Origin of the sequence: Rhodanobacter humi, assembly GCF_041107455.1 — a bacterium.
In the GTDB taxonomy this organism is placed as follows: Bacteria; Pseudomonadota; Gammaproteobacteria; order Xanthomonadales; family Rhodanobacteraceae; genus Rhodanobacter_A.
The window spans coordinates 2,977,298-2,997,976 of the sequence record NZ_JBGBPY010000001.1; the positions used below are offsets into that span (position 1 = coordinate 2,977,298).

Sequence of the window (20,679 nt, forward strand, 5' to 3'; positions counted from 1 at the left end):
CCCGACATGCCACGCTCTCTGAAGAAAGGTCCGTTCGTCGACCTTCACCTCGCCAAGAAGGTGGAAGCCGCGGTTTCCGCCAACAACAAGCGTCCGATCAAGACCTGGTCGCGCCGCTCGATGATCCTGCCCGAAATGGTGGGCCTGACCATCGCCATCCACAACGGCCGCCAGCACGTGCCGGTGCTCGTCAACGAGAACATGGTCGGGCACAAGCTCGGCGAGTTCGCGGTGACGCGCACCTTCAAGGGCCACGTCGGCGACAAGAAGGGCAAGTGATGAGCACCGAAGCCAAAGCGATCCTGCGCAGCGCCCGCATTTCGGCGCAGAAGGCACGCCTGGTGGCTGACCTGGTCCGCGGCATGCCCGTCGGCCGAGCCAGCGACGTGCTCCAGTTCACCAACAAGAAGGCCGCAACCCTTGTCCGCAAGGTGCTGCTGTCGGCCGTCGCCAACGCCGAGAACAACCTCGGCGCCGATGTCGACGAGCTGAAGGTCGCGCGCATCTTCGTGGACGAAGGTCCCGCGATGAAGCGCATGTATGCCCGGGCCAAGGGTCGCGGTTCCCGCATCCTGAAGCGCACCAGCCACATCACCGTGGTCGTCGGCGAGTAAGAGGAGAAGACGATGGGTCATAAAGTTCATCCCACCGGCATCCGCCTCGGCATCGCCAAGGACTGGAACGCCAAGTGGTACGCCAACAAGGGCGACTACGCGAAGTATCTCGTGGCGGACATCAAGGTCCGCGAGATGCTGAAGAAGAAGCTGGCTGCCGCCGGCATCTCGAAGATCCAGATCGAGCGTCCGGCCAAGACCGCGCGCGTGACGATCCACACCGCCCGTCCGGGCGTGGTGATCGGCAAGAAGGGCGAGGACATCGAGAAGCTGCGCAAGGAAGTCAGCGACCTGATGGGCGTCCCGACGCACATCAACGTCAACGAAGTGCGCAAGCCCGAGCTGGACGCCCAGCTGGTGGCCGAGTCGATCGCGCAGCAGCTGGAGCGTCGCATCATGTTCCGCCGCGCGATGAAGCGCTCGGTGGGCAATGCGATGCGCCTGGGCGCGCTGGGCATCAAGATCAACGTCTCCGGCCGTCTGAACGGCGCCGAGATCGCTCGCTCCGAGTGGGCGCGCGAAGGTCGCGTGCCGCTGCACACCCTGCGTGCGGACATCGACTACGGCACCGCCGAGGCCAAGACGCAGTACGGCATCATCGGCATCAAGGTGTGGGTCTACAAGGGCGAGATCTTCGACGTGGCCCAGATCGGCCAGGAGCCGAAGGACGACTCCCCGGCGCCGTCGCGCCGCGAGGGTGGCGAAGGCCGTCGTGATCGTGAACCGCGTCGTGACCGTGATGGCGAAGGCCGTCGCGAGCGCGCGGCGAAGTAAGGAGAGTTGCCATGTTGCAACCCAAGCGAACCAAATTCCGCAAGCAGTTCAAGGGCCGCAACGACGGGCTGGCGCAGTGCGCCAACCTCGTCAGCTTCGGCGAATTCGGCCTGAAGGCGACCACCCACGGCGCGCTCACCGCGCGCCAGATCGAGGCCGGTCGTCGTTGCATCACCCGCTTCGTGAAGCGCGGCGGCAAGCTGTGGATCCGCGTGTTCCCGGACAAGCCGATCACCAAGAAGCCGATCGAAGTGCGTATGGGCGCCGGCAAGGGCGGCGTGGAATTCTGGGTGGCTCCGATCCAGCCCGGCCGCATGCTCTATGAAATCGAGGGCATCGACGAGACGTCGGCGCGCGAGGCGTTCCGCCTGGCGGCCGCCAAGCTCTCGGTGCAGACCCAGTTCGTGACCCGGGCGGTGATGTGATATGGCCATCAAAGATCTGACCACCAAGTCGGCCGACGAGCTCAAGCAGCACCTGCTGGACCTGCGCAAGGAGCAGTTCAACCTGCGCATGCAGAAGGGTGCCGGCCAGCTCAGCCAGCCGCATCAGCTGCGCCGCGTCCGGCGTGACATCGCCCGCACGAAGTTCGTGCTCGGCGCGAAGAAGTAAGGGAGCGCCGAGATGAGCGACAACCAGAACACCGCTGTCAAGAGCGGGGCGCGCACCCTCGAGGGCCGCGTCATCAGCAACAAGATGGACAAGACGGTCACCGTCCTGATCGAGCGCCAGGTGCAACACGGCCTGCTGGGCAAGATCGTGCGCCGGTCGACCAAGCTGCACGCGCAGGACGACCTCGGTGCGAACGAGGGCGACCTGGTGCGCATCGCCGAGTGCCGTCCGCTGTCCAAGACCAAGCATCACCGCGTGGTCGAAATCGTCGTCCGCGCGGCCGTCTAAAAGGAGGGTGCAGACATGATCCAGATGCAAAGCACGCTCTCCGCGGCGGACAACAGCGGCGCCAAGGAACTGATGTGCATCAAGGTGCTCGGCGGCTCCAAGCGCCGTTACGCCGCGATCGGTGACGTGATCAAGGTCACCGTGAAGGATGCCATCCCCCGCGGCAAGGTGAAGAAGGGCGAGGTGTACAACGCCGTGGTGGTCCGTACCGCCAAGGGTGTGCGCCGTCCCGATGGCTCGCTGATCCGTTTCGACGGCAATGCAGCGGTGCTCCTCAACAACAAGCTCGAGCCGATCGGCACCCGTATCTTCGGGCCGGTCACCCGCGAGCTGCGCAGCGAGAAGTTCATGAAGATCGTCTCGCTCGCGCCCGAAGTGCTCTGAGCGGAGTCAAGAACATGAATCGTATCCGCAAGGGTGATCAGGTCCTCGTGATCACCGGCAAGAACAAGGGCCAGCGCGGCGAAGTGCTGCGTGTCGCGGACGACCGCGTTTACGTCTCCAACGTGAACCTGGTCAAGCGCCACACCAAGCCGAATCCGCAGGCCAACCAGGCCGGCGGCATCGTCGAGCGTGAAGCCTCGATCCATCTCTCCAATGTGCAGCTGTTCAACCCCGCCTCGAACAAGGGTGAACGCGTTGGCACCAAGACGCTCGCTGATGGGCGCAAGGTCCGCGTGTTCCGTTCGACTGGCGAGGTCGTGGACGCGTAAGGATTAATGACATGACGCGCCTTGAGACGTTTTACAAAGAGCAGGTAGTGCCGAAGCTCACCGAGAAGTTCGGCTACCAGAACGTGATGCAGGTTCCCCGCATCACCAAGATCACGCTGAACATGGGCGTGGGCGAAGCGGCCGGCAACAAGAAGATCCTCGAGAACGCCGTGGCCGACATGGCCAAGATCTCGGGCCAGAAGCCGATCACGACCAAGGCGCGCGTTTCCGTGGCCTCGTTCAAAATCCGCGACGGCTGGCCGATCGGCTGCAAGGTCACCCTGCGCCGCGCGCAGATGTTCGAGTTCCTGGATCGCCTGATCAACATCTCGCTGCCCCGCGTCCGCGACTTCCGCGGCGTCTCGGGCCGCGCCTTCGATGGCCGTGGCAACTTCAACTTCGGCATCAAGGAGCAGATCATCTTCCCGGAAATCGACTTCGACGCGGTCGACGCGATGCGCGGCATGGACATCGCCATCACCACCACGGCGAAGACCGACGCCGAGGCCAAGGCGCTGCTGGAAGCCTTCAGCTTCCCGTTCCGTAACTGATAACGCGAGAGAAACACATGGCAAAGACCTCGATGGTCAACCGCGACATCAAGCGGACCAAGCTCGTCCAGAAGTACGCCGCCAAGCGCGCCGAACTGAAGGCGATCGTGCTGAGCCCCACCGCCTCCTACGAGGAGAAGATGGAAGCGCAGAGCAAGCTGCAGAAGCTGCCGCGCGACGCCAGCCCGACCCGCCAGCGCACCCGTTGCGCGCTGACCGGCCGTCCGCGCGCCGTGTACGCCAAGTTCAACCTCGGCCGCAACAAGCTGCGCGAAGCCACCATGCGTGGCGACGTGCCCGGCTTGCGCAAGGCCAGTTGGTAAGACCCAAGCTGGGGCAGGGCGGACGAATCCGCCCGACCCGATGCGGCGGCAGACCTTGAGGGCTGCCGCCGTCGGCGTAATTCCAGCGCCGATATTCGCAAAGCCGGGAAAAGCTGCTATAGTCGGCGGTCTGCGCAACGCAGGCTGACGCCTTGTCGGCATCACAATCTAGAAGATTTCCGGTTTTATCGGATATCGGTGCACTCTGAAGGATGTTTTCATGAGCATGACTGATCCCATCGCCGACATGTTTACGCGTGTCCGCAATGCCCAGCTGATGGGCAAGCCGACGGTGAGCATGCCGTCGTCCAAGCTGAAGGTGGCGATCGCCAACCTTCTCAAGAACGAAGGCTACATTCTCGACGCGCAGTCCTCCCAGGCGGAGGGCAAGCCGGTGCTCGAGATCAAGCTGAAGTATTTCGAAGGCCGCCCGGCCATCGAAGCCATCTCCCGCGTCAGCCGTTCCGGCCTGCGCATCTACCGCGGCAAGGATGAACTGCCGAAGGTGCTCGGTGGTCTGGGCATCTCGATCATCTCGACGTCCGCCGGTCTGCTGACCGACGCGCAGGCCCGCTCCAAGGGGCTGGGCGGCGAAGTCATCGGCCAGGTCGCCTAAGGAGCCGACGATGTCACGTGTAGCCAAAAAGACGATCAACCTGCCGAAGGGCGTGGAGCTGAAGGCCGCGGCCGACAGCGTTACCGTGAAGGGCCCGAAGGGCACGCTGGCGATCCACGCGCTGCCCGGCGTGTCGCTCGCGGTGAACGGCGAAGCCGTCAACATCCAGCTGGCCGAAGGCGCCGACGACAAGTTCGGCGGCACCGCCCGCGCGCTGCTGGCGAACATGGTCAAGGGCGTGTCTGAGGGTTACGAGCGCAAGCTGGAGCTGGTCGGCGTGGGTTACCGCGCGTCGATGGCCGGCAAGGCGCTGAACCTGAGCCTGGGCTTCTCGCACCCGGTGGTGTTCGAGGCGCCGGCGGGGATCACGCTGGAAACCCCTTCGCAGACCGAGATCCTGATCAAGGGCGCCGACAAGCAGGCCGTGGGTCAGGTGGCCGCCAAGATCCGCGGCTTCCGTCCGCCGGAGCCCTACAAGGGTAAGGGCGTGCGCTATGCCGGCGAGAAGATCACCCTGAAGGAAGCCAAGAAGGCGTAAATGAGTTAGTACGCTTTCCCTGCGTGTGGAAGCGGCCATCCGTGGCCGCACTCCTCAAAAAGGCAGGGTAGTCCGCTCATGCAAGCCGATCCGCTTTCGAGGAACAGACAGATGAACAAGAACGAATCCCGCCTGCGTCGCGCCAAGTCCACGCGTTCGCACATCCGCAAGCTCGGCGTGGCGCGCCTGTCGGTGCACCGCACCGGTCAGCACCTCTACGCCCAGGTGTTCGATGCCTCCGGCGTCAACGTGGTGGCGGCTGCCTCCACCGTGCAGAAGTCGGTGGCCGAGGGCCTGAAGGGCACCAAGAACCTGACCGCCGCCGCCGCGGTGGGCAAGGCCGTCGCCGAGCGTGCACTGGCTGCCGGCGTGGAGTCGGTGGCGTTCGACCGCTCCGGCTTCCGCTTCCACGGTCGCATCAAGGCACTGGCCGATGCGGCGCGCGAGGCTGGCTTGAAGTTTTAAGAGCAGGGATTGGGGATGCGGGATTCGAGAGATCCTGTCTCGCGAGATCCGAGCCCTTCGCTTCCAGCAACACCACAACTACAAGCGGCGCAGCCGCAAGCAAAAGTCCCGGATGGTCCGGGCACACGGAATCGAGAAATGTCTTCCAACGATCGCGAAAATTCCGACGGCCTGCTGGAAAAGCTGATTGCCGTCAACCGCGTGGCCAAGACCGTGAAGGGTGGCCGCCAGATGAGCTTCACTGCGCTGACCGTGGTCGGCGACGGCGAGGGCAAGGTCGGCTTCGGCTATGGCAAGGCGCGTGAAGTGCCGGTCGCCATCTCCAAGGCGATGGAGCGTGCCCGCCGCCAGATGGTGAGCATCGACCTGAACAACGGCACCTTGTGGTACGCCATCAAGGCCAACCACGGCGCGGCCCGCGTCTACATGCAGCCGGCCTCCGAAGGTACCGGCGTGATCGCCGGCGGTGCCATGCGCGCGGTGCTCGAAGTGGTGGGCGTGAAGAACGTGCTGGCCAAGGCGGTCGGTTCGCGCAACCCGATCAACCTGGTGCGCGCCACCATCAAGGGCCTGCAGGCGGTTGCCTCGCCGAAGCAGATCGCCGCCAAGCGTGGCAAGACCGTGGACGAGGTGCTTGGCAATGGCTAAGAAGAACGAAACCGCCGGCACCGTGCGCGTGCGCCTGGTGAAGGGCCTGCGTGGCGTGCAGGCGCGGCATCGTCTCAGCGTCAAGGCGCTGGGCCTGAACAAGACCAACGACGTCCGTGAGCTGAAGGACAGCCCGCAGGTGCGTGGCCTGATCAACACGGTCTACTACCTGGTCCGGGTCGAGGAGTAATCATCATGCGTCTCAACGACATCAAGCCCGCCGCCGGTTCGCGCAAGACCAAGCTGCGCGTGGGTCGCGGCATCGGCTCGGGCCTCGGCAAGACGGCCGGTCGCGGCCACAAGGGTCAGCACGCCCGCGCCGGCGGCACCCACAAGTACGGCTTCGAAGGCGGCCAGATGCCGCTGCAGCGTCGCCTGCCCAAGGTCGGCTTCCGCTCCAAGCTGAAGGCCGAGAGCCAGCAGGTGTTCCTGTACCAGCTGGCCAGCCTCAAGGCCGACGTGATCGACGCCATCGTGCTGCACCAGGCCGGCCTGATCGACAGCCGCGCCAAGAAGGTGAAGGTGGTGCTGAAGGGTGAAATCGGTCGTGCGGTGAAGCTGTCGGGTCTGCTGGCCACGGCTGGCGCCAAGGCAGCCATCGAGGCGGCCGGCGGCAGCGTGGAGTAATCACGGTGGCTCAAGCCAAGGGCAACGCACTCGGCAAGCTCGGCAAATTGACCGAACTGCGTCAGCGCATCTTCTTCGTGATCGGTGCGCTGGTGGTGTTCCGTCTCGGTTCGTTCATCCCCGTGCCGGGCGTGAACCCCGACGCGATGAGCAACCTGGTCAACGGCAACGGCCTGATGGACATGTTCAACATGTTCTCGGGCGGCGCGCTGGCGCGCTTCTCGGTGTTCGCGCTGGGCGTGATCCCGTACATCTCGGCGTCGATCGTGATCCAGATGATGGGTTCGGTGATCCCGAGCCTGCAGGCGCTGCGCAAGGAAGGCGAGTCCGGCAAGCGCAAGATGACGATGTACACCCGCATCGGCACCGTGGGTCTGGCGCTGTTCCAGTCCTTCGGCATCGCGGTGGCGCTGCAGAAGCAGGTCGCGGCGGGCGGTGCGCCGGTGGTGTACACCCCGGGCTTCGGGTTCGTGCTGGCCTCGGTGGTGGGTCTGACTGCCGGCACCATGTTCCTGATGTGGCTGGGCGAGCAGATGACCGAGCGCGGCATCGGCAACGGCATCTCGCTGCTGATCTTCGCCGGCATCGTGGCCGGCCTGCCGGGCGCGGTGGTGCACACCCTGGGCATGTCCAGCAACGGCGAGCTGTCGGTGCTGATGCTGCTGATCGTGTTCGCGATCGTGCTGGGCGTCACCGCGTTCTGCGTATTCATGGAGCGCGCGCAGCGGCGGATAACCGTCAACTATGCGCGGCGTTCCGGCGGCCAGCGGGCCTACCAGAACCAGAGCTCGAACCTGCCGCTGAAGATCAACATGTCGGGCGTGATCCCGCCGATCTTCGCGTCCAGCCTGCTGATGTTCCCGGCGACCGCGGTGAGCTGGTTCGGCACCGGCCACCAGGCGCGCTGGTTGCAGGATCTGACCCAGGCGCTGAACCCGGGTGAGCCGCTGTACGACATCGTCTATTCGGTGCTGGTGATCGGTTTCGCGTTCTTCTACACCGCGATCGTGTTCAACGCGGACGAGACGGCGGACAACCTCAAGCGCTCCGGCGCGCTGATTCCGGGCATCCGTCCGGGTCGCGCCACGGCCAGCTACATCGATGGCGTGATGACCCGTTTGACCGGCGTCGGTGCGCTGTACCTGGTGCTGGTCTGCCTGGTGCCGTCGTTCATGCAGAAGTTCTGGCACGTGCCGTTCTATTTCGGCGGTACGTCGCTGCTGATCGTGGTGGTGGTGGTGATGGACTTCACGGCGCAGATCCAGGCGCACCTGGTCAGCCACCAGTACGAAAGTTTGCTCAAGAAGGCCAATCTCCGTCGCAACTAGTGGCTGCTGGGCGCGGGAGATGGGTCGAAAACCCGGAGGGCCGGGCGGCGTTGGGCGCCGCAGGGCTTTCCTGACAAGTTGATTCAAGTTAGAATTGCGCGTTTACCGCGCACGAAACGCATCGGAGAAAGTACATCATGGCGCGCATCGCGGGTGTCAATTTGCCGGTCCAGAAGCATGTCTGGGTTGGCCTGCAGAGCATTTACGGCATCGGCCGCAGCCGGGCCAGGAAGGTCTGTGCGGACGCTGGCGTGGTTCCCACCACCCAGATCAAGTCGCTGAGTGAAGGCGAAGTGGAAAAGCTTCGCGCGGAAATCGCCAAGTACGTCGTGGAAGGCGACCTGCGCCGCGAAGTGGGCATGGCGATCAAGCGCCTGATGGATCTGGGCACCTACCGCGGCTTGCGCCATCGTCGCGGCCTGCCGGTGCGCGGCCAGCGCACGCGTACCAACGCACGCACCCGCAAGGGCCCGCGTCGCGCCATCAAGAAGTGATTTGCCAGTGCGATCGTCCCTGATCGCGAAGATCACGAAGCGGCCTTCCGTGGCCGCACCGATTAAAAAGAGCCTTTGAACATGGCAAAGCCAGTCAAGACAAAGAAGAAGATCAAGCGCGTTGTCACGGATGCCGTGGCCCACGTGCAGGCCTCCTTCAACAACACCATCGTCACCATCACCGATCGCCAGGGCAACGCCCTGTCGTGGGCGACTGCCGGCGGCGCGGGTTTCCGCGGTTCGCGCAAGTCGACCCCGTTCGCCGCCCAGGTCGCCGCCGAGAAGGCTGGCCGTGCCGCCGGCGACTACGGCGTGAAGACCGTGGAAGTGCGCATCAAGGGCCCGGGCCCGGGTCGCGAGTCGGCCGTGCGTTCGCTGAACGCCTTGGGTTACAAGGTGCTCAACATCATCGACGTCACGCCGATTCCGCACAACGGCTGCCGTCCCCCCAAGAAGCGTCGAGTCTAAGGAGCACAACCATGGCACGTTATCGTGGAGCTACCTGCAAGCTCGCCCGCCGCGAAGGCGCCGACCTGAGCCTCAAGAGCCCGGCCCGCGCGATCGACTCCAAGTGCAAGCTGGAGAACAAGCCCGGCCAGCATGGCGCCAACAAGCGCATGCGCATGTCCGACTACGCCGTCCAGCTGCGCGAGAAGCAGAAGGTCAAGCGCATCTACGGCGTGCTCGAGCGCCAGTTCAGCAACTACTACTCGAAGGCGTCGACCCTCAAGGGCAACACCGGCGAGAACCTGCTGCGCCTGCTCGAAAGCCGCCTGGACAACGTCGTCTACCGCATGGGCTTCGCGGTCACCCGCGCCCAGGCCCGCCAGCTGGTCGCCCACAAGGCGATCCTGGTCAACGGCAAGAAGGTCAACATCCCTTCCTACCAGGTCAAGCCGGGCGACGCGATTGCGTTGACCGAGCGCGCCCGCAGCCAGCTGCGCGTGCAGGAAGCGGCGACCGTGTTCGACACCATGGACCTGCGTCCGGGTTGGGTCGAGGTCGACAGCAAGAAATTCGAAGGCACGTTCAAGACGGTGCCGGATCGCGGCGACCTGCCGTCCGACATCAATGAAGCATTGATCGTCGAGCTTTACTCGAAGTAATCACCGGAGCTCTGCATGGCAGTTTCGTCAACTAGCGTGCTGCGGCCACGCGGCCTCAGCGTCGAACAGCTCGGAGCCAATCGCGCCAAGGTGGTGGTCGAGCCGCTCGAGCGTGGCTTCGGTCATACCCTGGGCAACGCGCTGCGTCGCGTGTTGCTTTCCTCGATCCCCGGCAGCGCCATCGTCGAGGTCGAGATCGACGGCGTGCTGCACGAATACACCACGCTCGAGGGCCTGCAGGAGGACGTGATCGAAGTCCTGCTGAACCTCAAGGACGTGGCGATCCGCCAGCACACCGGCGACGAGGTTACCCTCACCCTGTCCAAGAAGGGCAAGGGCGTGGTCACGGCCGGCGACATTGTCGTCGACCACTCGGTGGAGATCATCAACCCCGAGCACGTGATCTGCCATCTGACCAAGGACATCGCGCTCAACATGCGCCTGAAGGTGCGTCGCGGCGTGGGCTACCAGCCGGCCAGCACGCGCCAGCATCCGGATGATGAGGCACGCCCGATCGGTCGCCTGCAGCTCGACGCGTCGTTCGCGCCGGTGCTGCGTGTGGCTTACGAGGTGGATGCCGCTCGCGTCGAGCAGCGCACGAATCTCGATAAATTGGTTCTCGATATCGAGACGAATGGAACGATCGGCGCCGAGGACGCGGTTCGCAAGGCCGCCGAGATCATCAACGACCAGCTGTCGGTGTTCGGCGATTTCTCGCGTCGCGAGAGCGCCACCGACAAGGCGGAGAAGAGCGGTTTCGACCCGCTGCTGCTGCGTCCGATCGACGATCTGGAGCTCACCGTGCGTTCGGCGAACTGCCTGAAGGCCGAGAGCATCTACTACATCGGCGACCTGGTGCAGAAGACCGAGGTCGAGCTGCTGAAGACGCCGAACCTGGGCAAGAAGTCGCTCACCGAGATCAAGGACGTGCTTGGTTCGCGCGGTCTGGCCCTGGGCATGAAGCTGGAGAACTGGCCGCCGGCCGGCCTCTCCCACGGCATGCAGTTGGGTTGATTTTCGGGCGGTCGCTCGCGACCGCCGGCGGTACCGGCAAACTGGCGAGTGCACTCAGGTGCGCGCGCCGGTTGGCAAGGCGGCCCTTCGGGGCCGCACGCTGTTTCGGGCGACATGCTTGGCGCCCGGTTTTGGCGATCTGACGAGTGCGCAAGCCTCGGATTTTGCAGACGCCCCGGACGGCCGCTGGCCGTCATGCTCAACAAGAGCCCGTACCAAGAAGGGCTTTCATCAGCGGGCAACCGCGGGAAGCCGGACACAATCGCCGGCTTTTCATAACAACAGACCTGTAGAGAGTATTCGCCATGCGCCACATGAAATCCGGTCGCAAGCTCAACCGCACCAGCGCCCATCGTGAAGCGATGTTCAAGAACATGGCTTCGTCGCTGTTCAAGCACGAGCTGATCCGTACCACCCTGCCGAAAGCCAAGGAACTGCGCCGCGTCGCCGAGCCGCTGATCACGCTGGCCAAGACCGACGGCGTTGCCAACCGCCGCCTTGCGTTCGCGCGCCTGCGCGACAAGGAAGCGGTGGGCAAGCTGTTCGTCGAACTGGGCCCGCGTTACCGCGAGCGTCCCGGCGGCTACCTGCGCATCCTGAAGTGCGGCTTCCGCGACGGCGACAACGCGCCGATGGCCTACGTCGAACTGGTCGGCCGCCCGCAGGCTGCCGAGGCCGCCGACGCCGAGTAAGCGCCGCCGCAGTCGGACATCCAGACGTCCAAACGAAACCCCGGCCGGGCAAAGGCCGGGGTTTTCGTTTGTGCGGCAGGCGGTCGGCAAGCCGATGCTGACAGCCTGCCGGCAAGGGGGTAATGTCGTGTCTTCGCTCCCTGCCGTACTCTCCATGAATCCCTTGCGTTGGTCGTTCCGCGTCAGCCTGCTCGCCGGCTTCCTCGTCTGTGCCGGCCTGATCGGTTTCGCGCTGTACGCGCAGTACGTGCTGCAGATGGACCCGTGCCCGCTGTGCATCCTGCAGCGCGTGGTGTTCATCGCGCTGGGCCTGGTGTTCCTGGTCGGCGGCCTGCATGCGCCACGCGGCGGCGGACGCTGGGCCTATGTGGGGCTGCTGGTGCTGGTTGCGCTGGTCGGCATCGGCATCGCCGCGCGCCACCTGTGGATCCAGTCGTTGCCGCCCGACCAGATACCGAGTTGTGGCGCGCCGCTGGGTTACCTGCTGGAAACCCGGGCGAGCAACGGCGGCCTGGTCCGCGTGCTGCTCAAGGTGCTCAGCGGCTCCGGTGAATGCGCCGCGGTGCAGACTATCCTGGGCCTGTCGATGCCGTGGTGGTCGCTGATCTGGTTCGTGCTGCTGGGCCTGTGGGCGGCACTGACCGGCGCGCGCCGCCCGACGGTGGCGCGGCGATGAACGGCACCGCGACCAGCGTGTTCGCGGCGGACTGGGCGCCGTCGTCGTGGCAGCAGCACAAGGCGCTGCAGCAGCCGCAGTACGAGGATGCCGCCGAACTGGCGCAGGCCACCACGCAGCTGGCCGGACTGCCGCCGCTGGTGACTTCGTGGGAGGTGCTGGCACTGAAGCAGGCGCTGGCCGAGGCGCAGGAGGGTCGGCGTTTCCTGCTGCAGGGCGGCGACTGCGCGGAGAGCTTCGCCGACTGCAGCAGCCCGATCATTTCGAACCGGCTCAAGGTGCTGCTGCAGATGAGTCTGGTGCTGGTGCACGGACTGAAGCAGCCGGTGCTGCGGGTGGGGCGCTTCGCGGGCCAGTACGCCAAGCCGCGTTCGGCCGACAGCGAGACGCGCGACGGCGTGACGCTGCCCAGCTTTCGCGGCGACGTGGTCAACGGCCCCGAGTTCACGGCTGCGGCGCGTCGGCCTGATCCGCAACGGCTGATCCGCGCCCATGCGCATTCCGCGCTGACGATGAACTTCGTGCGCGCGCTGATCGACGGCGGCTTCGCCGACCTGCATCACCCGGAGTACTGGGACCTGGCCTGGGTCGAGCATTCACCGCTGGCCGCCGAATACCGCCGCATGGTGGCGGGCATCGGCGATTCGCTGCGCTTCATGGAGACCCTGGCCGGGCCGATCGCCGGCTTCACCAAGGTGGATTTCTTCACTTCGCACGAGGCGCTGCTGCTGCATTACGAGGAGGCGATGACCCGCCAGGTGCCGCGGCATCCGGGCTGGTTCAACCTGTCCACCCACTTCCCGTGGATCGGCATGCGCACCGCGGCGCTGGACGGCGCGCACGTGGAGTACTTCCGCGGCATCCGCAATCCGATCGCGGTGAAGGTCGGTCCCTCGGTCACCGCCGGGCAGCTGCTGCCGCTGATCGACGCGCTGAATCCGCAGGACGAACCGGGCCGGCTCACCCTGGTCCATCGCATGGGCCACGCGAAGATCGCGGAAGCGCTGCCGCCGCTGCTGCAGGCGGTGAAGCGCGAAGGGCGGCGCGTGCTGTGGGTGGCCGATCCCATGCACGGCAACACCGAGAGCACGTCGAACGGCTACAAGACGCGTCGCTTCGCGAACATCCGCGGTGAGCTGGAACAGGCCTTCGATATCCATGCCGCCGCGGGTACGCGGCTGGGCGGCGTGCACCTGGAGCTCACCGGCGAGGACGTCACCGAATGCGTGGGCGGTGCGCGCGGCCTCACCGAGGCCGACCTCGCGCGCGCCTACAAGTCGATGGTCGATCCGCGCCTCAACTACGAGCAGTCGCTGGAGCTGGCGATGCTGATCGTGCGCAAGTCGGCGGGCGCCGCAGCCGCGTGACCATCGTCATGCGGCAAGCCTGACGCGTCGCCGTTGTGTGCAGGCGCGTGACCGCGCAGGATGATCCCCATTTGCGCAAGGGGAGCCATCATGGCCACGCACGATGCCACGCCGTCGCCGTCGATCGATCGCTGGACGCTGGTCGGGCTGAGCCTGCTGCTGTTGCCGCTGCTGACCATGGCGCACGAGTTGGGCGGCCATGCGCTGACCTGCGTGGCGTTGGGCCAGCGGCCCACCGAGCTGGGCGCGTACTACATCGAATGTCCCGGCGCGACCGGCTGGGCCGGGCGCGTGGTGGCGATGGCCGGCACCGGCATGGACGTGCTGGTGGCGATACTGGCCTTCCTCGCCTGGCGTCGGGTGCAGCGACCGCTGCCGAAGCTCGCGCTGTGGATCGTGTTCGTGGTGAAGGGCATGGTGGCCGCCGGCTACTGGCTGTTCTCCGGTGTCAGCGGTTTCGGCGATTGGGGGCCGGGCGCGGGCGGCGGCATCGGCCCGCTGCCGGCGCCGTGGCTGTGGCGGATAGTGCTCGCCGTGGTGGGGCTGATCGCCTACATCGGCGTGGTGAAGCTGGCGATCCGCACGCTGGACGCGATGCTGGGCGGCGGCGAACCCGCGGCACGCACGCGCCGGCAGGTGGCGATGACGGTCTACCTCGTGGGTGGTGCCAGCGCCTTGCTGGTGGGCTTGATGAATCCGCACGGCTTCGTGATCGTGCTGCTGTCCGCGGTGGCCTCGACGTTCGGCGGCACCGCAGGCTTGTTCAACGTGGCCTATCGGCCGGTGCGGGACGGGGAGCCGGCGGAGTTCCGCGTTGGCCGACATCTTGTGCTGCTGGTGTTGGGCGTGATCGTGACGCTGGCGTTTGCCATGGTCTTGGGGCCCACGTTGTATCTGCGCTGAGCGAGGGCGCTCAGCGCGTCGTTTCCAGCGATTTCTTCGTCTCGCGGGTCTCGCCATCCTCGGATGGCGGGAAGTGGTACCACTGCTCGTGCGGCGAGGTCCGCCCGCACGACAGACATTGGGTCATTGCCCAGTCATGCCCGCAACCGGGGCAGCAGCCGGCGGTCCAGAACGTGTTCCACACCATGCCGCAGCCGGAGCCCGGCTCGCGCGAGGTGCATTTCCAGCGGCTGTCCGGCCGCGGCTCCCAACTGCAGAGCGGGCAGTGGATGTGCGGCTGGCGTTCCTTCGGCGGCATGGCGTCGTTCCCGGTATCAGCGGCCCGGTGCCAGCGGCGTGCCGTCAACCGTGTCGAGGAACTTCGGCGGCTGCCACGCCTGCGTGTGCTGCTCGAAGCCGTAGGCGATGGAGATCAGCGCTGGTTCGCTCCACTTCGCGCCGAACAGCACGATGCCCACCGGCAGGCCGTGCGCCCAGCCGGCGGGCACGGTGATCGATGGATAGCCCGCCACTGCGGCGGGCTGCGAGGCGCCGCCGACGGTGGGATCGCCGCTGACGATGTGGTCGCCCAGCACAGGGTCGGTCATGAAGGCCGGTCCCCACGACGGCGCTAGCAGCGCGTCGAGGTGCTGCGCAGCGAGTGCCGCGTCGATGCCTTCCGGGCCGGCCAGCCGCTTCGCCTTGGCCAGCGCGTCGAGGTAAGCCTTGTCGGTGAGCGGCCCCTTCGCCTGGGCCTGCTCGAACAACTCCTGCCCGAACCAGGTCATCTCCTCGGCGGCGTGCGCCGTGTCGAACGCGATCAGGTCGGCCAGCGTGTGCACCGAGAGGCCGGTACGCGTGGCGAGGTAGGCGTTGATGTCGTGCTTGAAGTCGTATAGCAGCACGGTCATTTCCGCATCGCCCAGTTCGTTCAGATGCGGCAGCTTCACCGGGTCGACGATGATCGCGCCCTGCGCTTTCATCGTGGCGATCGCCGCGTCGAGCACGCGGTCGGCGTTCGGCTCGGCGCCGGCGAGCTGGCGCACCACGCCGATGCGCTTGCCCTTGAGGCCGTTCGGGTCGAGGAACTTCGTGTAGTCGGTGGCGTGCTTGTCGGCCTCCGCCGTGGCCGGGTCGCGCGGGTCGCTGCCGGCGATCACCGCGAGCAGGGCGGCCGCATCGGCCACGTCGCGCGCCATCGGGCCGGCGGTGTCCTGGTTGTGGCTGATCGGCACGATGCCGGCGCGGCTCACCAGACCCACGGTGGGCTTGATGCCCACGAGGCCGTTCATCGAGGCGGGGCAGATGATCGAGCCGTCGGTCTCCGTGCCGATCGTCACCGTGGCGAGGCCGGCCGCCAAGGCGGCGCCGGAACCGGCGCTGGAGCCGCAGGGGTTGCGGTCCAGTGCATACGGATTTTTCGTCTGCCCACCCACGCCGCTCCAGCCGCTGCTGGCGTGGTTGGAGCGGAAGTTGGCCCATTCGCTGAGATTGGTCTTGCCGAGGATCACCGCACCGGCAGCGCGCAGCTTCGCGGCCACGGTGGCGTCGCGCGGCGCCGGCGCGCCGGCCAGCGCCAGCGAACCGGCGGTGGTCTGTTCGCGGTCGCCGGTGTCGATGTTGTCCTTCAGCAGCACCGGGATGCCGTACAGCGGGCCGTGCGTCTTCCGGCGTTTCTTGTCGAGCGTGCCGGCGATCTTCAGCGCATCGGGATTGGTTTCGAGCACCGCGTGCAGGTTCGGGCCGCTGCGGTCGATGTGCTGGATGCGGTCGAGGAAATCCTGCGTCAGGGTCTGGCTGCTCAGGCTGCCGGCATCCATGCGTTGCTGCAGCTGGGCGATGGACGCATGGGCGGTGTCATGCTCCTGCGCGGCCAGTGGTGCGCTGGCGAGCAGGGCGGCGGCGAGCAACGAACGGGCGAACAGTTGGCGCGTCATGGCATCCCCCGGCTGGTGCGACATGGTGTCGTGCCCGGCGGAGCATAGCCCGCCGGTCCACCCCACGGCTGGGCAGTGAACCTGCCTATACTCGACGGATGAATCTACGCATGCATGGCTCCCCGCGTGTCGCTGCCGGACGTATCGCCCGGCGCCTGTCGTCCCTGGCCTTGTCGCTGCTGATGGCGCCCGCGTTCGCCGCCGCACCCGCGACGTCTTCGTCGTCGGCCGCACCGTCGGCGCCCGACACCTTGCAGCAGCGCATCGCGGCCTGCACCGCCTGCCATGGCGAACGCGGCGAGGGTTCGCCCGGCAGCGGCTTCTTCCCGCGCCTCGCCGGCAAGCCGGCCGGCTACCTCGTGCGACAGCTGCAGGATTTCCAGAACGGCCTGCGCAAGTACGCGCCGATGGAATACACCGTGCGCGGGCTCGACCCGGCCTACCTCAGCGAGATCGCCGAGTACTTCGCGGCACAGCAGGTGCCTTATGCGCGCTCGCCGCGGCCCGCGGTATCCGCCGCGACACTGCAGCGTGGCGAACAACTGGTGAGCGCGGGCGACCCCGCGCGCGGCATTCCTGCCTGCGAGCGTTGCCACGGCAGCCAGCTCACCGGCGTGCAGCCCGACATCCCCGGCCTGGTCGGCCTGCCGTATGACTACATCAGCGCCCAGCTCGGCGCCTGGCGCACGCACACCCGCGCCACTGTGGCGCCGGACTGCATGGCCGAGATCGCCGGTCACCTGAGCGAGTCCGACATCACCGCGGTGGCGGCCTGGCTGGCCGGTCGCGAACTGCCGGCCGACATGCACGCGCAAGCGGCCGGCAGCGTGCAGCCGCCGCTGCGCTGCGGTGTGCTGGCGGGCGACGGGGCTGGCACATGAAGAAGTCGCTCGCCTAAGGACTTGTCTGCAGTTCGACGCGATACAGCGCGCCCAGCGCACGCCACGGCGCGAGATCCCAATGCCCGCGCGCCTGCCCCGACGGCGACGGCAGCACGAACACGCGCGTCGCGCCGATGCGTTCCGACTGCAAGCCATAAGCGACGGCATGCCCCAGTCCAGCGCGTGCCGCGTTCTTGCTGGTGAAGGCGAGCAGGCGCGGCGTGTAGCGCTCGATCTTCGCGCGCAGCGCAGACGCGTCGAAAGCATCGCGCGGGAGTTCGTCGTCGTTGCCGCTGTGGCGCTTGGCGAGGTCGGTGAGGCCGATGCCGAATTGCGGCAGCAGCGGGAACTCGGCGGGCGCGAGCAGGCGCGGCGTGAGACCGGCTTCGTGCAACGCACGCCAGAACAGGTTGCCGGGGTGGGCGTAGTAGGCGCGCTCGGCAGCGGAGCGCTTGCCCGCCGCGGTGCCGCAGAACACCAGGGCGAGGCCGGGCTGGAGCACGTCGGGCAGCACGTGGGCTTCAGGCTTGCGGACCATCGTCCAGCCGGCCGTGATCGAGCAGGAAATCGGTGAACTGGAAGCGGTTGTCGCGCAGCACCGATTCGCCGCGCTTGAGCTTGAGTGTTTGCTTGAACAGCGGACCACCGTAACTCAGCGTGTGGAACTCGCCGCGCTCGCCACAGGGATCGACGCCGGTGGGCAGGGCGTCGAGCAGGGCGGCATCGTAGGCACGGCCGCAAAAATCCGCGGCGAGTTGCTGGGTGTCCACGCAGCACAGCATCGCGCGATGGCCTTCGGCCACGAAGCGGCGCGACAGTGCGGTGGTGTCCTCGCCCCACAGCGGGAACACCGCGCGCCAGTTGTCGCGGCCGAGCTGGCGCACGCGGTAGTCGCGCACGTCTTCGAGGAAGAGGTCGCCGAACGCGCAGTGGCGGATGCCGGGCCAGCGCCTGCGCGCCTCGGTCAGCGCCTGCGCGTGCGCGGCTTCGTAGGCCTCGTTGCTGCCGGGCCAGTCCAGCAGCACCTCGACCAGCGGCAGGCCGAGCGCGGTGGACTGGGCGTGCAGCACGTCCTGCCGCACGCCGTGCATGGCGATGCGCTGGTAGTTGCGGTTGATCGTGGTGAGCAGGCCGACAACCTGCCAGTGTTGGTCGGCGCGCAGGCGCTGCAGCGCCATCAGGCAATCCTTGCCGCCGCTCCAGGCGAGCAGGATGGGCGTGGGAGTGTCGCTCATGGCGTCTCCGAAGTGATGGCGGCGCGCCAGTCCAGCGTCGCATGCAGACGCTGCTGCGGATCGAGCCGGAAATCCAGCGCCAGGCCCAGCGCCTGCGCCGCGGCGGTGGTGAGCGCCAGGCCCAGCCCGGCGTGGCCCGCGTGCGGCAACTGCTTGCGCCAGAAGCGCTGGCCGAAGCTGGCGAGATCGGCGTCGGTGAGGCCGGGCGCGGCGTTGTCGATGGAAAGCCCCCGCGTGTCGACGCGCAGGCGCACGGTGTCGCCCACAGGCGCGTAGGCGCAGGCATTGCCCAGCAGGTTGCCCACGATCACCTCCAGCAGGGCCGGGTCGGTGTGCAAGCCCTCCGGCGGCGTGCCTTCGCAGCTCAGCACGAGGCCGCGCGCCGCGGCGGTGGCGTGCTGGCGCTGCAACTGGCGTTCCAGCCACGGCGCCAGCGCCAGCGTCTGCCATTGCGGCTGCTCCAGACCGGATTGCAGGCGGGTGAGCAGCAGCAGGGCGGTGACGGTGGCTTCCAGCTCGGCGCCGATGCTGCCGATCTCGGCAAGCAGTTCGGGCGTGCTGCGGCCGCTGGGGTAGCGCGCTTCCACCTCGGCCAGCACGCGCAGTTCGGCGAGCCGGGTGCGCGTCTCGTGGGCGAGGCCGCTGGCGAACTGGCGCTCGCGCGCGAGGCCGTCGTCCATGCGGCCGAGCACGTCGTTGAAGCGCGCCACCAGCGGGTCGAGTTCCTTCAGGCCGATCGCGGCGAGCCGCTGGCCGGGCGCATTGGGGCCGATGCCGCGCATGCGCTCCACCAGTGCGCCGATCGGGCGCAGGCCGCGGCGCACCACCAGCGGCACCACGATCAGCGCGAAGACCGCGGCGAGCAGCGGGCCCAGTGCGAGGATCCAGTCGATCGCCAGCAGCAACTGGTCGAGCGAGTGGCGATCCTGCAGGAACAGCAGGCGGCAGGTGGCGGGCGCGGCGTTGGCCGCGATGTGGCCTTCGTCGTCCTCGCCGACCGGGCGGGGGAAGCTCAGCCGCACCGAATCCAGATGATGCTCGTGGTGGCCGAGCCGGGCGAAACGCGGCTGCGGGCCGGTGTCGTCGGGCCAGCCTTTCGGCACGGCCGGCGGCGGCGGATCGCTGCGCCGGGGCGCGGCGCCGTCGCAACGCAGCTCGTACCAGCTGTCGCCGTCGCCACCGGGCAGGCCGGCGGCGAGGCGACTGGTGGGCGCGTCCTGCTCCAGCGCGACCATGTTGCCCAGGGTACGGGCCTGGCTCAGCAGGTCCGCGCGGAAGCGGCTGGCCATCTCGTGGTCGATCCGCCAATCCATCAGCTTCGCGCCGCCGCCCAGCACCAGCAGGCAGACGATGGCCAGCAGCACGGTGACGCGGGCGGAGAGGGAAGCGGGCCTCACGGGCACCTGCCCCCCCTCTCCCGCTGGCGGGAGAGGGGCGGGGGAGAGGGGCTGTTGCTCTTGCCAGTTTCAAAGCGGTTTCGAGCCGCTGCCGCGGCCCGAAACTGCTTTGTTGCTGGCCATGATCGGACAAAGGGCCCCTCTCCCCCGCCCCCTCTCCCGCCGGCGGGAGAGGGGCGGCAAGGCGCGCGGCAGCGCAGTGAGTCCGGTGACAGCGGGAAAGCGGGAGCCGTCATGGGATCAAATACCCCGCCCCGCGCCGCGTCTCGATCAGGCCCGGCACCCCCGCCCCGTCCAGTTTGCGACGCAGGCCGAACACCAGCACCTCCACGCTGCGGTCGGAGACCTCGCTGTCGCTGCCGGCGGTGCGGTCGAGGATTTCCTGCCGGCTGAACGCGCGGCCGCGGTGGCGCAACAGCAGGCCCAGTACCGCGAATTCGCGCGGGGTGAGCGCCAGCGGCTGGCCGTCCACGCTCACGCTGTGCGAGCGTGGGTCCCAGGACAGCGCGCCATGGCTCAGCACGGTGGGCTGGGCCTGCTGAGGGCGCCGGGCCAGTGCGTGCAGGCGGGCCACCAGTTCGTCGAAGGAGAAGGGCTTGACCAGGTAGTCGTCGGCGCCGGCGTTCAGCGCCTCGATGCGGTCGGGCACCTGGTCGCGGGCGGACAGCACCAGCACCCGCGGCCGGCGTCCGCCCGCGGGCAGGCTGCGCAGCACGCCGATGCCGTCCAGCCGGGGCAGCATCAGGTCCAGCACCACCAGTTCGTAGTCGTAGCCGGACAGGAAGCCGCAGGCCTCCACGCCGTCGCCGGCCGCGTCCACGGTGAAGCCGGCGCCCTCGAGGCCGTGGCGCAGGGTCTGGCGCAAGCGTTCGGAATCCTCCACCAGCAGCAATTTCATGCT

General features: G+C 67.3%; 32 protein-coding genes. 26 read left to right on the forward strand and 6 right to left on the reverse strand.

The genetic code is table 11. From position 1 onward, the window contains the following. Positions 1-6: 6 nt before the first annotated feature. From rpsS to AB7878_RS13335, 25 genes are all read left to right on the forward strand, one after another. Positions 7-279: a 30S ribosomal protein S19 gene (gene rpsS, locus AB7878_RS13215; protein WP_077481308.1), complete on the forward strand. Its 273-nt coding sequence runs from the start codon at positions 7-9 to the stop codon at positions 277-279. Next, complete coding sequence (gene rplV / locus AB7878_RS13220) at positions 279-614, forward strand: 50S ribosomal protein L22 (RefSeq protein ID WP_077481310.1); 336 nt, start codon at positions 279-281, stop codon at positions 612-614. Before rpsS ends, rplV begins: the two co-directional genes overlap by 1 nt. Positions 615-626: 12 nt before the next feature. Continuing rightward, positions 627-1,388 carry a 30S ribosomal protein S3 gene (gene rpsC, locus AB7878_RS13225; protein WP_369494805.1) on the forward strand — a complete coding sequence of 254 codons (762 nt, stop codon included), beginning with the start codon at positions 627-629 and terminating at the stop codon, positions 1,386-1,388. 11 nt (positions 1,389-1,399) lie between these two features. Then, positions 1,400-1,813, forward strand: a complete 414-nt coding sequence (gene rplP, locus AB7878_RS13230; protein WP_077481314.1) for a 50S ribosomal protein L16 — start codon at positions 1,400-1,402, stop codon at positions 1,811-1,813. 1 nt (position 1,814) lies between these two features. After that, positions 1,815-2,000: a 50S ribosomal protein L29 gene (gene rpmC, locus AB7878_RS13235; RefSeq protein ID WP_369494806.1), complete on the forward strand. Its 186-nt coding sequence runs from the start codon at positions 1,815-1,817 to the stop codon at positions 1,998-2,000. Positions 2,001-2,012: 12 nt separating this feature from the next. After that, entirely contained in the window at positions 2,013-2,288 is a 276-nt protein-coding gene (rpsQ, locus tag AB7878_RS13240) for a 30S ribosomal protein S17 (protein ID WP_369494807.1), read from the forward strand. 15 nt (positions 2,289-2,303) lie between these two features. Further along, the gene (gene rplN / locus AB7878_RS13245) at positions 2,304-2,672 is read left to right on the forward strand and encodes a 50S ribosomal protein L14 (protein WP_007513359.1); all 369 of its coding nucleotides are present in this window, start codon (positions 2,304-2,306) and stop codon (positions 2,670-2,672) included. A gap of 14 nt (positions 2,673-2,686) precedes the next feature. Beyond that, entirely contained in the window at positions 2,687-3,001 is a 315-nt protein-coding gene (rplX, locus tag AB7878_RS13250) for a 50S ribosomal protein L24 (protein WP_077481320.1), read from the forward strand. Between the two features lie 11 nt (positions 3,002-3,012). Beyond that, positions 3,013-3,552, forward strand: coding sequence for a 50S ribosomal protein L5 (rplE, locus tag AB7878_RS13255; RefSeq protein WP_077481322.1), 540 nt, complete (start codon positions 3,013-3,015; stop codon positions 3,550-3,552). 17 nt (positions 3,553-3,569) lie between these two features. Then, entirely contained in the window at positions 3,570-3,875 is a 306-nt protein-coding gene (gene rpsN / locus AB7878_RS13260; RefSeq protein WP_077481324.1) for a 30S ribosomal protein S14, read from the forward strand. Positions 3,876-4,095: 220 nt separating this feature from the next. After that, positions 4,096-4,491, forward strand: coding sequence for a 30S ribosomal protein S8 (gene rpsH, locus AB7878_RS13265; protein WP_369494808.1), 396 nt, complete (start codon positions 4,096-4,098; stop codon positions 4,489-4,491). A 10-nt stretch (positions 4,492-4,501) separates the two neighbouring features. Next, positions 4,502-5,029, forward strand: a complete 528-nt coding sequence (gene rplF / locus AB7878_RS13270; RefSeq protein WP_369494809.1) for a 50S ribosomal protein L6 — start codon at positions 4,502-4,504, stop codon at positions 5,027-5,029. A gap of 111 nt (positions 5,030-5,140) precedes the next feature. Beyond that, positions 5,141-5,494: a 50S ribosomal protein L18 gene (gene rplR, locus AB7878_RS13275; protein ID WP_369494810.1), complete on the forward strand. Its 354-nt coding sequence runs from the start codon at positions 5,141-5,143 to the stop codon at positions 5,492-5,494. A 138-nt stretch (positions 5,495-5,632) separates the two neighbouring features. Then, on the forward strand, positions 5,633-6,142 hold the full coding sequence (gene rpsE / locus AB7878_RS13280) for a 30S ribosomal protein S5 (RefSeq protein WP_077481330.1): 510 nt from the start codon (positions 5,633-5,635) through the stop codon (positions 6,140-6,142). Continuing rightward, complete coding sequence (rpmD, locus tag AB7878_RS13285; RefSeq protein WP_077481332.1) at positions 6,135-6,332, forward strand: 50S ribosomal protein L30; 198 nt, start codon at positions 6,135-6,137, stop codon at positions 6,330-6,332. The genes rpsE and rpmD overlap by 8 nt, the downstream gene beginning before the upstream one ends. After that, positions 6,332-6,769 (forward strand): 50S ribosomal protein L15, encoded by a 438-nt coding sequence (gene rplO / locus AB7878_RS13290; RefSeq protein ID WP_369495770.1) that lies wholly within the window; start codon positions 6,332-6,334, stop codon positions 6,767-6,769. The genes rpmD and rplO overlap by 1 nt, the downstream gene beginning before the upstream one ends. Before the next feature lie 5 nt (positions 6,770-6,774). Continuing rightward, positions 6,775-8,097 (forward strand): preprotein translocase subunit SecY, encoded by a 1,323-nt coding sequence (secY, locus tag AB7878_RS13295; protein ID WP_369494811.1) that lies wholly within the window; start codon positions 6,775-6,777, stop codon positions 8,095-8,097. A gap of 137 nt (positions 8,098-8,234) precedes the next feature. Then, the gene (gene rpsM, locus AB7878_RS13300; protein WP_369494812.1) at positions 8,235-8,591 is read left to right on the forward strand and encodes a 30S ribosomal protein S13; all 357 of its coding nucleotides are present in this window, start codon (positions 8,235-8,237) and stop codon (positions 8,589-8,591) included. An 81-nt stretch (positions 8,592-8,672) separates the two neighbouring features. Beyond that, the gene (gene rpsK, locus AB7878_RS13305; RefSeq protein WP_007513384.1) at positions 8,673-9,059 is read left to right on the forward strand and encodes a 30S ribosomal protein S11; all 387 of its coding nucleotides are present in this window, start codon (positions 8,673-8,675) and stop codon (positions 9,057-9,059) included. An 11-nt stretch (positions 9,060-9,070) separates the two neighbouring features. Continuing rightward, complete coding sequence (rpsD, locus tag AB7878_RS13310) at positions 9,071-9,697, forward strand: 30S ribosomal protein S4 (RefSeq protein WP_077481340.1); 627 nt, start codon at positions 9,071-9,073, stop codon at positions 9,695-9,697. A 15-nt stretch (positions 9,698-9,712) separates the two neighbouring features. Continuing rightward, positions 9,713-10,711 carry a DNA-directed RNA polymerase subunit alpha gene (locus tag AB7878_RS13315; RefSeq protein ID WP_369494813.1) on the forward strand — a complete coding sequence of 333 codons (999 nt, stop codon included), beginning with the start codon at positions 9,713-9,715 and terminating at the stop codon, positions 10,709-10,711. A 305-nt stretch (positions 10,712-11,016) separates the two neighbouring features. Then, positions 11,017-11,403, forward strand: a complete 387-nt coding sequence (rplQ, locus tag AB7878_RS13320; protein WP_077481344.1) for a 50S ribosomal protein L17 — start codon at positions 11,017-11,019, stop codon at positions 11,401-11,403. A gap of 154 nt (positions 11,404-11,557) precedes the next feature. Next, a complete protein-coding gene (locus tag AB7878_RS13325; RefSeq protein WP_369494814.1) occupies positions 11,558-12,079 on the forward strand; it encodes a disulfide bond formation protein B in 522 nt (173 codons plus the stop codon). Beyond that, entirely contained in the window at positions 12,076-13,446 is a 1,371-nt protein-coding gene (locus tag AB7878_RS13330) for a class II 3-deoxy-7-phosphoheptulonate synthase (protein ID WP_369494815.1), read from the forward strand. The genes AB7878_RS13325 and AB7878_RS13330 overlap by 4 nt, the downstream gene beginning before the upstream one ends. Before the next feature lie 90 nt (positions 13,447-13,536). Continuing rightward, positions 13,537-14,349 carry a hypothetical protein gene (locus AB7878_RS13335; RefSeq protein ID WP_369494816.1) on the forward strand — a complete coding sequence of 271 codons (813 nt, stop codon included), beginning with the start codon at positions 13,537-13,539 and terminating at the stop codon, positions 14,347-14,349. Positions 14,350-14,359: 10 nt separating this feature from the next. Here AB7878_RS13335 and AB7878_RS13340 read toward each other — a convergent pair whose 3' ends face one another. After that, the gene (locus AB7878_RS13340) at positions 14,360-14,647 is read right to left on the reverse strand and encodes a hypothetical protein (protein ID WP_369494817.1); all 288 of its coding nucleotides are present in this window, start codon (positions 14,645-14,647) and stop codon (positions 14,360-14,362) included. 16 nt (positions 14,648-14,663) lie between these two features. Next, entirely contained in the window at positions 14,664-16,265 is a 1,602-nt protein-coding gene (locus AB7878_RS13345; RefSeq protein ID WP_369494818.1) for an amidase, read from the reverse strand. 182 nt (positions 16,266-16,447) lie between these two features. Here AB7878_RS13345 and AB7878_RS13350 point away from each other — a divergent pair, with 182 nt between their 5' ends. Beyond that, positions 16,448-17,146, forward strand: a complete 699-nt coding sequence (locus AB7878_RS13350) for a c-type cytochrome (protein ID WP_369495771.1) — start codon at positions 16,448-16,450, stop codon at positions 17,144-17,146. 13 nt (positions 17,147-17,159) lie between these two features. Here AB7878_RS13350 and AB7878_RS13355 read toward each other — a convergent pair whose 3' ends face one another. The 4 genes from AB7878_RS13355 to AB7878_RS13370 form a co-directional block, all read right to left on the reverse strand. Then, entirely contained in the window at positions 17,160-17,684 is a 525-nt protein-coding gene (locus tag AB7878_RS13355) for a mismatch-specific DNA-glycosylase (RefSeq protein ID WP_369494819.1), read from the reverse strand. Continuing rightward, a complete protein-coding gene (locus AB7878_RS13360) occupies positions 17,668-18,381 on the reverse strand; it encodes a Dph6-related ATP pyrophosphatase (protein WP_369494820.1) in 714 nt (237 codons plus the stop codon). The genes AB7878_RS13355 and AB7878_RS13360 overlap by 17 nt, the downstream gene beginning before the upstream one ends. Then, the gene (locus AB7878_RS13365; RefSeq protein WP_369494821.1) at positions 18,378-19,778 is read right to left on the reverse strand and encodes a sensor histidine kinase; all 1,401 of its coding nucleotides are present in this window, start codon (positions 19,776-19,778) and stop codon (positions 18,378-18,380) included. Before AB7878_RS13365 ends, AB7878_RS13360 begins: the two co-directional genes overlap by 4 nt. A gap of 232 nt (positions 19,779-20,010) precedes the next feature. After that, entirely contained in the window at positions 20,011-20,676 is a 666-nt protein-coding gene (locus AB7878_RS13370; protein WP_369494822.1) for a response regulator transcription factor, read from the reverse strand. Positions 20,677-20,679: the final 3 nt, after the last annotated feature.

Excerpts from the sequence above, each read along its gene's own strand:
- rpsS (WP_077481308.1), top strand. The coding sequence starts at position 7 with ATGCCACGCTCTCTGAAGAAAGGTCCGTTCGTCGACCTTCACCTCGCC.
- rplV (WP_077481310.1), top strand. The coding sequence starts at position 279 with ATGAGCACCGAAGCCAAAGCGATCCTGCGCAGCGCCCGCATTTCGGCG.
- rpsC (WP_369494805.1), top strand. The coding sequence starts at position 627 with ATGGGTCATAAAGTTCATCCCACCGGCATCCGCCTCGGCATCGCCAAG.
- rplP (WP_077481314.1), top strand. The coding sequence starts at position 1,400 with ATGTTGCAACCCAAGCGAACCAAATTCCGCAAGCAGTTCAAGGGCCGC.
- rpmC (WP_369494806.1), top strand. The coding sequence starts at position 1,815 with ATGGCCATCAAAGATCTGACCACCAAGTCGGCCGACGAGCTCAAGCAG.
- rpsQ (WP_369494807.1), top strand. The coding sequence starts at position 2,013 with ATGAGCGACAACCAGAACACCGCTGTCAAGAGCGGGGCGCGCACCCTC.
- rplN (WP_007513359.1), top strand. The coding sequence starts at position 2,304 with ATGATCCAGATGCAAAGCACGCTCTCCGCGGCGGACAACAGCGGCGCC.
- rplX (WP_077481320.1), top strand. The coding sequence starts at position 2,687 with ATGAATCGTATCCGCAAGGGTGATCAGGTCCTCGTGATCACCGGCAAG.
- rplE (WP_077481322.1), top strand. The coding sequence starts at position 3,013 with ATGACGCGCCTTGAGACGTTTTACAAAGAGCAGGTAGTGCCGAAGCTC.
- rpsN (WP_077481324.1), top strand. The coding sequence starts at position 3,570 with ATGGCAAAGACCTCGATGGTCAACCGCGACATCAAGCGGACCAAGCTC.
- rpsH (WP_369494808.1), top strand. The coding sequence starts at position 4,096 with ATGAGCATGACTGATCCCATCGCCGACATGTTTACGCGTGTCCGCAAT.
- rplF (WP_369494809.1), top strand. The coding sequence starts at position 4,502 with ATGTCACGTGTAGCCAAAAAGACGATCAACCTGCCGAAGGGCGTGGAG.
- rplR (WP_369494810.1), top strand. The coding sequence starts at position 5,141 with ATGAACAAGAACGAATCCCGCCTGCGTCGCGCCAAGTCCACGCGTTCG.
- rpsE (WP_077481330.1), top strand. The coding sequence starts at position 5,633 with ATGTCTTCCAACGATCGCGAAAATTCCGACGGCCTGCTGGAAAAGCTG.
- rpmD (WP_077481332.1), top strand. The coding sequence starts at position 6,135 with ATGGCTAAGAAGAACGAAACCGCCGGCACCGTGCGCGTGCGCCTGGTG.
- rpsM (WP_369494812.1), top strand. The coding sequence starts at position 8,235 with ATGGCGCGCATCGCGGGTGTCAATTTGCCGGTCCAGAAGCATGTCTGG.
- rpsK (WP_007513384.1), top strand. The coding sequence starts at position 8,673 with ATGGCAAAGCCAGTCAAGACAAAGAAGAAGATCAAGCGCGTTGTCACG.
- rpsD (WP_077481340.1), top strand. The coding sequence starts at position 9,071 with ATGGCACGTTATCGTGGAGCTACCTGCAAGCTCGCCCGCCGCGAAGGC.
- AB7878_RS13315 (WP_369494813.1), top strand. The coding sequence starts at position 9,713 with ATGGCAGTTTCGTCAACTAGCGTGCTGCGGCCACGCGGCCTCAGCGTC.
- rplQ (WP_077481344.1), top strand. The coding sequence starts at position 11,017 with ATGCGCCACATGAAATCCGGTCGCAAGCTCAACCGCACCAGCGCCCAT.
- AB7878_RS13325 (WP_369494814.1), top strand. The coding sequence starts at position 11,558 with ATGAATCCCTTGCGTTGGTCGTTCCGCGTCAGCCTGCTCGCCGGCTTC.
- AB7878_RS13330 (WP_369494815.1), top strand. The coding sequence starts at position 12,076 with ATGAACGGCACCGCGACCAGCGTGTTCGCGGCGGACTGGGCGCCGTCG.
- AB7878_RS13335 (WP_369494816.1), top strand. The coding sequence starts at position 13,537 with ATGGCCACGCACGATGCCACGCCGTCGCCGTCGATCGATCGCTGGACG.
- AB7878_RS13340 (WP_369494817.1), bottom strand. The coding sequence starts at position 14,647 with ATGCCGCCGAAGGAACGCCAGCCGCACATCCACTGCCCGCTCTGCAGT.
- AB7878_RS13345 (WP_369494818.1), bottom strand. The coding sequence starts at position 16,265 with ATGACGCGCCAACTGTTCGCCCGTTCGTTGCTCGCCGCCGCCCTGCTC.
- AB7878_RS13350 (WP_369495771.1), top strand. The coding sequence starts at position 16,448 with ATGGCGCCCGCGTTCGCCGCCGCACCCGCGACGTCTTCGTCGTCGGCC.
- AB7878_RS13355 (WP_369494819.1), bottom strand. The coding sequence starts at position 17,684 with ATGGTCCGCAAGCCTGAAGCCCACGTGCTGCCCGACGTGCTCCAGCCC.
- AB7878_RS13360 (WP_369494820.1), bottom strand. The coding sequence starts at position 18,381 with ATGAGCGACACTCCCACGCCCATCCTGCTCGCCTGGAGCGGCGGCAAG.
- AB7878_RS13370 (WP_369494822.1), bottom strand. The coding sequence starts at position 20,676 with ATGAAATTGCTGCTGGTGGAGGATTCCGAACGCTTGCGCCAGACCCTG.